General features: G+C 42.5%; 6 protein-coding genes. All 6 read left to right on the forward strand.

Annotated elements, in window-relative coordinates:
* Window positions 1-40 precede the first annotated feature (40 nt).
* The 6 genes from D1164_RS18505 (at window position 41) to D1164_RS23660 (ending at window position 7,422) form a co-directional block, all read left to right on the forward strand.
* A complete protein-coding gene (locus D1164_RS18505) occupies window positions 41-1,537 on the forward strand; it encodes a glycoside hydrolase family protein (protein ID WP_119351392.1) in 1,497 nt (498 codons plus the stop codon).
* A gap of 16 nt (window positions 1,538-1,553) precedes the next feature.
* The gene (locus D1164_RS18510; RefSeq protein ID WP_119351393.1) at window positions 1,554-3,050 is read left to right on the forward strand and encodes a glycoside hydrolase family protein; all 1,497 of its coding nucleotides are present in this window, start codon (window positions 1,554-1,556) and stop codon (window positions 3,048-3,050) included.
* A 19-nt stretch (window positions 3,051-3,069) separates the two neighbouring features.
* Window positions 3,070-4,044, forward strand: coding sequence for a glycoside hydrolase family protein (locus D1164_RS18515; protein ID WP_119351394.1), 975 nt, complete (start codon window positions 3,070-3,072; stop codon window positions 4,042-4,044).
* A gap of 287 nt (window positions 4,045-4,331) precedes the next feature.
* The gene (locus tag D1164_RS18520) at window positions 4,332-5,690 is read left to right on the forward strand and encodes a DegT/DnrJ/EryC1/StrS family aminotransferase (protein WP_119351395.1); all 1,359 of its coding nucleotides are present in this window, start codon (window positions 4,332-4,334) and stop codon (window positions 5,688-5,690) included.
* Between the two features lie 11 nt (window positions 5,691-5,701).
* Window positions 5,702-7,090: a hypothetical protein gene (locus D1164_RS18525; protein ID WP_206611061.1), complete on the forward strand. Its 1,389-nt coding sequence runs from the start codon at window positions 5,702-5,704 to the stop codon at window positions 7,088-7,090.
* Between the two features lie 128 nt (window positions 7,091-7,218).
* Entirely contained in the window at window positions 7,219-7,422 is a 204-nt protein-coding gene (locus D1164_RS23660) for a hypothetical protein (RefSeq protein WP_147372228.1), read from the forward strand.
* Window positions 7,423-7,771: the final 349 nt, after the last annotated feature.

Genomic DNA, 7,771 nt, shown 5'->3' on the forward strand with positions numbered 1-7,771 from the left:
GATTTAACAGGATTAAATAATTAAATACAAAAAATCGTTTATGAAAGGGATAAAATTATTACTGCTGTGGGGTATCCTGGCTGGGACAACACCGGTTGTTGCAAAAGCAAATGTAAAAACAACAAAAAAAGCTCAATCAGGTGAAACAACCGGTTTTGTGGATGTTGCTTCATTTGGATTCTCTCCGGATGCTACCGGCATGCAGAATACGACAGCCATGCAAAAAGCAATCGATGAAGGGGGAGCGATAATTGTTTCTCAACCAGGAGTTTACAAGATTGCCTCTACGCTTTATATTGGAAGCCATACAAGTATCATTTTTGGCGATGGTGTGTCGCTTAAAAAGGTAGATGAAAAGGGACCCTTTGCGCAGGTAATAATAAACAAGGGAGCTCTTACAAAATCGTATGATGAAAATATAACGCTGGATGGATTGCATGTTATCGTAAACGGCGTTGACAATTGCTCTGACCTTATTCTAGGTCTGCGGGGCGTTTTGGGTTTTTCATATGTAAAGGATTTGCGGGTTAAAGGGTTACGTTGTTATGATCTTACGGGTTGCCAGTATTGTTTACAGGTTAGCCGGTTTGAAGATGTAACCATTGAAGACGTGATTATAAAGGGACAAAAAGATGGAATTCACTTTGGGCCCGGTAAACGCTTCACCATCAGGGATGGCGTATTTCAAACATTTGATGATGCTATTGCACTCAACGGGCAGGACTACTCCACGTCAAATCCCGAACTGGGTTGGATTGAAGATGGGGTGATAGAAAACTGCTACGATTTGAACCAGGAAAAAACAGTGGGCTATTTTTGCCGTATGTTGGCCGGTGGATGGATTGACTGGAAAAAAGGAATGAAAGTGCAACAATCGGATGCCGTAGTTTCAAATGGGAAAATATACCGCGTAAAAATGGAACCTGATGCAACGCTCTACGAGTCGTTAACCCAACCCGATTTCGAAAGTGGCACAAAGGTGCTGGATGGAATTACTTGGGTAATGACACAAGAAACTATTACTTATACAGGTGGCGTTCGGAATGTTATTTTCCGGAATATCCAACTCGAAAAACCCAGAATTCCGTTTTCCATAGAATTTAACATGGGAAGATACAATCGCTCATACTACGCAGGCGCTGAGGTTCCGATACAGGAAAATATAATTTTAGACAACATCAAAGTTTTATACGACAAAGACATTCCTCTTGTACTGGTTTCATCACCTGTAAATATGATTACCATAACAAACTCCCGGCTCAAAAATAAAGGTTTATTATTCTATGGTAACGAGGTTCTTCCGGAATACCTAAAAGATAATATTATCCCTGAGTTTTATAAAACAAGTATCAATATTCATGGCTGCATTTTCGACCATGAAGGTGAAATGGTTTTGTTGCACAATACCGCTAAAGGAAAAGAGGTGCAGCTAAAAACTTCATCAAATATTGAATTGGGTGAAAATTTTTCTGCAAAAATTATAAAGGGAGAGGGAAATATTACCGTTCAGTCTGACTTAACAGGATTAAATAATTAAATACAAAAAATCGTTTATGAAAGGGATAAAATTATTACTGCTGTGGGGTATCCTGGCTGGGACAACACCGGTTGTTGCAAAAGCAAACATAAAAACAACTGAAACAGCTCAATCAGGAGAAACAACTGGTTTTGTAGATGCTGCTTCATTTGGATTCTCGCCGGAAGCTACCGGCATGCAGAATACGGCAGCTATGCAAAAAGCCCTGGATCAGGGAGGAACGATTGTGGTTTCGCAGCCCGGCACATACAAAATAGCAAAAACACTTTACATTGGCAGCGATACCGAGCTGGTTTTTGGCAAAGGGGTTTCGTTGAAAAAGGTGAACGAAGAGGGACGGTTTTCACAGGTGTTTATCAATAAAGGGGCGCTTACAAAAAAATATGACGAACGTATTACCATCGAAGGGTTGCATATTATCATGAACAATGTCGACAATTGTTCTGATTTGGTTTTAGGCCTGCGGGGTGTTCTGGGGTTTTCGTATGTGAAAGATTTAAAAATTAAGGGCTTTCGTTGTTACGACCTGACGGGGTGCCAGTTTTGTATCCAGATTTGTCGCTTCGAGGATGTAATCATTGAAGATGTGATAATAAAAGGCCAAAAAGATGGAATCCATTTTGGGCCCGGCAAGCGATTTACCATCAGGGATGGCGTATTTCAAACATTTGACGATGCTATTGCACTCAATGCTCAGGATTATTCCACGTCGAACCCGGAAATGGGTTGGATTGAAGATGGCTTGATTGAAAACTGTTACGATCTGAACCAGGAGAAAACGGTGGGTTTTTTCTGTCGTATGCTGGCCGGCGCCTGGGTTGACTGGGAAAAAGGCATGAAAGTCCAGCAGTCGGATGCAGTGGTATCCAACGGCAGATTATACCGGGTGAAAATGCCACCTGATGCAACACTTTATGAATCAATAACAAAACCTGATTTCGAAAGTGGTTCAAAAGTGTTGGATGGAATAACATGGGTTATGACACAGGAAGAGATTACGTATACTGCCGGAGTACGGAATGTTACTTTTCGGGATATTCAACTTGAGAAGCCCCGTATTCCGTTCTCCATCCAGTTTGATATGGGCCGGTTCAACCGTTCCTATTATCCGGGAGCTGAAATACCAATTCAGGAAAATATTATTCTCGATAATGTAAAAGTGCTTTTTGATAAAGACCTGCCTCTTATCCAGGTAATCACACCCTTAAATATGATTACCATAACCAATTCGAGGCTGAAAAACCGTGTCTTTAATTTTTGTGGTAACGAGGTATTTCCAGACTATTTGCGTGCGAATACAATCTCTGAGTTTGGGAAAACACATATCAATATGCATGGATGTATTTTCGACCAGGATAATGAGATGATTCTTCTGGAAAATTCTGGAAAAGGAAAGGAAATCGAACTGAAAACTTCTTCGAATATTGAACTGGGTGAAAATTTTTCTGCGAAAATAATTGAAGGAGACGGAAAAGTAATTTTTGAATCGGATTTGACCGGGCTAAAAGACTAAAACATTAAACAAACAGAATATGAATAAACAAAGAATAATTCGTTTGGTATGCCTGCTTTGCATAGCCGTCTTTTTTGCTTGCACAATAAAACAGTCCCCAACTGACCTTGATGGTCGACCTTTAATTGAAAAGAAGGGGACAATTGATTGCGGCCTAGTAGAAACCACTCCGATAAACTATAGAGGTAAAGTGTACCGATTCGAATATGTCCGCAGCAGATACTGGAATAACCCAACCGGCGATTCCTATTTCCGTTTTACCGACCGTGAAACAGGAAAGTCAACAAAGCCCTTTGCCAGAGGATTTCATTTAGGAAGCGCTTTTGTTGATGATAGTATTGTTCATGTAACTGCGGTTAACCACTGGGATGGAGAGCAGATATTTGTTTTTACATCAAGTGACTTGGAAAACTGGGAGCAAAGGATGGCCTTTGAACTCCATGGGTTTGGCATGTTTAATACTTCGCTAATTAAAGCCGAAAATAAATTTGTGCTAATGTTTGAAGTAGGCAAACCCGAAAAAGAAGCCGGAAAAAGTTTTACTGCCCGTTTTGCAATTTCAACCGATTTGAAAAACTGGAACATATTGCCTGCGGAATTTAGCTATGCAATGGATAGATATACAGCTCCACACTGTTTGCGATATTTTGATAAGTACTACTATAATTTTTACCTGGAAGCGCATAACGGTTATGAAATGAGAGTTGTGCGTTCGAAAGACTTAAAGAACTGGGAACCGAGCCCGTTAAACCCTGTATTGAAAGCATCGGACGCTGACAGGCAAATTATCAATAAAAGTTTGTCCGATACTTTGGTTCACAAAATTACAACGGCTGAAAATCGGAACAATTCAGATATGGATTTTTGCGAATTTAAAGGAAAGTTAATTATTAACTATTCATGGGGTAATCAAAAGGGAGAAGAGTATTTGGGAGAGGCTGAATATAAGGGAACGATGGAGCAATTTCTGAATGGTTGGTTTCCCATTGAATAATTTTATTCGAAGAATTCTCTAACAGGTACTATCTAAATTTTAAACTAATACAGACAGATATTTTATGAAGATGGCAGCAGGCCAATCTATGTAAATTCAATTGCTGTCGGAAAAGATGGAACGGTTTATACGCTGGCCAGGTTTAAACACGAAGGTAAAGAAATTGAAGATTTTGTAAAAATTCAAAATCCCTTTGGAAACCAATAACCGGAGAACAGCCATCGTAAAAAATGTTTGTTTGACATTTATAACAATGACTAAAAAATAACTATCTTAAAAATAAAAAAATGAAAGCAAAAAATTTCACCAGAAGAAAATTTGTAGGGACTGTCTCTGCCAGTACCCTCGGAGCAGTAGCAATAGGTAGCATCCCTGCATTTGGGGCAACAAAAACAAGTAATAAGCTGGCAATCCTGGGCGGCAACCCGGTGCGTCAAAATAAAAGCTGGCCCGATTGGCCCTATGTCGATAAAAATGTAATGGATTCCATTGAAAAAACAACACAAAGCGGTATTTGGTGCCGCATTCAGGATCGAGAGAACGGTACCGTCGTAAAATTTGAAAGGCAGTATGCAGAGATGATGGGTGTCACCCGCTGCGTGGCTGTGGGCTCAGGAACCCAGGCTCTCCACACCGCAGTGGAAGCCCTCGGACTGGGGCCCGGCGACGAGGTAATCACCTCTCCTTATACCGACCCCGGTACCATTGCCGCCATCCTGTCGGCCAGGGCACTGCCCGTGCTTGCTGACATCGACCGCTATTCATTCCAGGTAGACCCCGACGATGTGGAACGCAGGATTACAAAAAATACCAAAGCCATTATGCCGGTACACATGATGGGGCAGCCTGCCGATTTGGACCGCTTCCTGCAAATAGCCCGCAAGTACAACCTCTTTCTCATTGAAGATGCCTGCCAGGCACACTTTGCAAAGTTCCGTGGTAAAATGCTCGGTTCTGTTGGCGACATCGGATGTTTCAGCCACCAGTCCTCCAAAGTAATCTCATGTGGTGAAGGGGGCAGTATCATAAGCAACAATGCGGAGTTAATGGAGCAATGCTACACGGTACAAAACCATGGAACATCCAAATTTGGCCGCACCGAAACCATCGGGCCAAAATACCGGATGAACGAATTTGAGGGCGCCATTTTGCTGGGGCAACTTCCCACGGCCATGGAACGTCATGCCGTGCGGAACAAAAATGCGCAGTACCTCACTTCCAAAATCAAAGACATTCCGGGAATCACCCCGCAAAAGCTCTATGACGGCACCGAAGAAGGCTCTTTCTACCTGTATACCATGAACTACAACAAGGAAGAATACAACGGGGTACCCCGGGAAAAGTACCTGAAAGCGCTGGCTGCCGAAGGGGTCGGGTTAAGTCCTTACATTAAAAACGGCCTGCACAGAGAGCCGTGGGTTGACAATATCATGGGCAGGAAAGAGTATCAGCAAATGTACGGGAAAAGCAGGCTTGAGGAATTTAAACAAGACATGGCCTGTCCTGTGTGCGACCTGGTTTGCGACGAAGAAATGGTTATGCTGTGGGCTTCCGGGCCGCTGCTTGGAACAACGGACGATATGGACGATGTGATAAACGCCCTGGCTAAAGTATATGAAAACCGCGACCAGCTTAAATCCATTTAATTTTTTTTACGATGAAAAATGTCCTTCGCATTATCTTTCTGTACTTCTTTTTTGCAGGACTGTCTTTTTCTTTTTTTTCGGATATAACAACAGTGGCTGCCCAGAACGGGCAGCCACCTGTTCTATTATCAACTTTTGATGTAGACGCCACACCTCCTGTGGGGAGCCAGCTCACTTACGATACCATGATAAATTCGGGCGATTTAAGTCTTCGCGCACGGGGGATAATATTGCAAGGGGCAGGCAAGCCCATTGTATTGTGCGCGATTGACTGGATTGGAATAGCCAACGGCGGGCAGGATGCTTTTAAAGAAGCATTGGCCGAAGCGGCCGGCACCACACCCGACAGGGTTGCAGTACACACCATTCATCAGCACGACGCCCCGATTTGCGATTTTACGGCGGAAGAAATCCTGAAGAAGGAAGGAATTTCGCTTGGTTGTTTTGAGGGCAGTTTTGCCCGTGAGTTGATTCAGAACCTGAGTAAAGCAATACAAAAATCGCTTGATGATTCCCGGCCTGTCTCGCATATTAGCTATGGAGAAGCGCCGGTTTACAAAGTAGCTTCGAACCGAAGGATTCTGAACGACGAGGGAAAGGTAGGCTCGTCACGGGGATCTTCCTGCAAAGATTCCTTTTTGATAGCGCAACCTGAAGGGATTATTGATTCAATGGTTTCGGTTATCGGCTTCTGGGAAGAGGAAACTCCGGTGGCCCTCTTAAGTTTTTACGCCACCCACCCGCAAAGTTACTATTTAACCCAGGTAGCTAACCCGGATTTCCCCGGGATTGCCCGGTTTTACCGCCAGCTGGAAATGCCCGGTGCCTTGCACGTTCATTTTAACGGGGCAGGAGGTAATATTGCTGCCGGCAAATATAACGATGGCTCAAAGGAAAATCGTGGGATATTGGCTGAAAGACTGGCTGACGGCATGAAACGTGCCTGGGAGGACAGTAAAAAGATGAAGATTACGCCCAAACAGGTACAATGGAATACTCAGGCTGTTGACCTGCCTCCCGCCTTAAATATACTGGAGGAGATTGAAGCAAAAATGGGAGATGAGGATTTACCCTTCAATTACCTCCCTAACAATATGGGGAAACTTGCCTGGATAAAAAGATACCAGGCCGGAAAGAAAATAGAGCTTAACTGTTTAAGCCTGGGAAAAACAAGGCTTCTTTTTATGCCGGGCGAACTTTTTGTGGAATATCAACTGGCAGCAAAAGCCATGCGTCCTGATTTATTTGTTACAATGGCAGGCTATGGAGATTACGGGCCATTTTATATTGGCACAAAAGCAGCTTATAAACAGGGAGGATACGAAATTGAAACAAGTCCGGTAACTACAGGGGCAGAGGAGGTATTGCTTTTGGGGATAAAAAAACTATTGAACCATTAGCCATTTAACAGTTGACTCTTCCGGAAGTATTAAATTTATGAGAAAGTAAATTCAGGCATGAAGTATATGTAGCTGGTAGAATTCAAAGATCATGGAAAACGCAGGACAAAATAAAAAAAGAAATTGTAATGATTAATCGTTCTTTTATTAAAACCGGTTTATTTCTGTTTATTATCGGGTTGGTGTTCTTCGGATACATAACATTTTGTATCCCCCTAAGACAGGGAACTGCGAAGTTACGTGAATTGCAAGGGCAAAAAAGGGTTAAAACAGCTAAAGGCCGGGAAGTTAAACGGACCCAAATACTGCACGGGATGGAGCGCGATGGGTAAACACCGATGGATTATTCCGATTTTTGATGAAATTGCCATTATAAAGTACGGCAGCGCCCTCGGTTCCTAGGTCCAGGAACAGTATATGCCCTTACTCCGCACAACGTTTGCCCATGCTCCTGAAAAAGTACCCTTTGATTTCGATGTCAATGTCAATAGTGTTGTTAAAGGGGCTGCCAATGTGCTGGAAGTTTATTGCTTTTTGAATGCTGTGAGCAATTTTTAGCAAAATAAATTTTTAATCTAAACAAAACGCTCTTTAAATTATGAAACCAAAATATTTCGTTTTTGTATTTCTTTTTTTATTTGGAACCTATTCATGTGTAGAAAAAGAAAAAAGCCCGGAGGT

The sequence above is a fragment of the Mariniphaga sediminis genome (assembly GCF_003573545.1).
Classification (GTDB): domain Bacteria; phylum Bacteroidota; class Bacteroidia; order Bacteroidales; family Prolixibacteraceae; genus Mariniphaga; species Mariniphaga sediminis.

Bases quoted from the DNA above. Each gene is read 5' to 3' on its own strand.
- D1164_RS18505 (WP_119351392.1), top strand. From the start codon at position 41: ATGAAAGGGATAAAATTATTACTGCTGTGGGGTATCCTGGCTGGGACA.
- D1164_RS18510 (WP_119351393.1), top strand. From the start codon at position 1,554: ATGAAAGGGATAAAATTATTACTGCTGTGGGGTATCCTGGCTGGGACA.
- D1164_RS18515 (WP_119351394.1), top strand. From the start codon at position 3,070: ATGAATAAACAAAGAATAATTCGTTTGGTATGCCTGCTTTGCATAGCC.
- D1164_RS18520 (WP_119351395.1), top strand. From the start codon at position 4,332: ATGAAAGCAAAAAATTTCACCAGAAGAAAATTTGTAGGGACTGTCTCT.
- D1164_RS18525 (WP_206611061.1), top strand. From the start codon at position 5,702: ATGAAAAATGTCCTTCGCATTATCTTTCTGTACTTCTTTTTTGCAGGA.
- D1164_RS23660 (WP_147372228.1), top strand. From the start codon at position 7,219: ATGATTAATCGTTCTTTTATTAAAACCGGTTTATTTCTGTTTATTATC.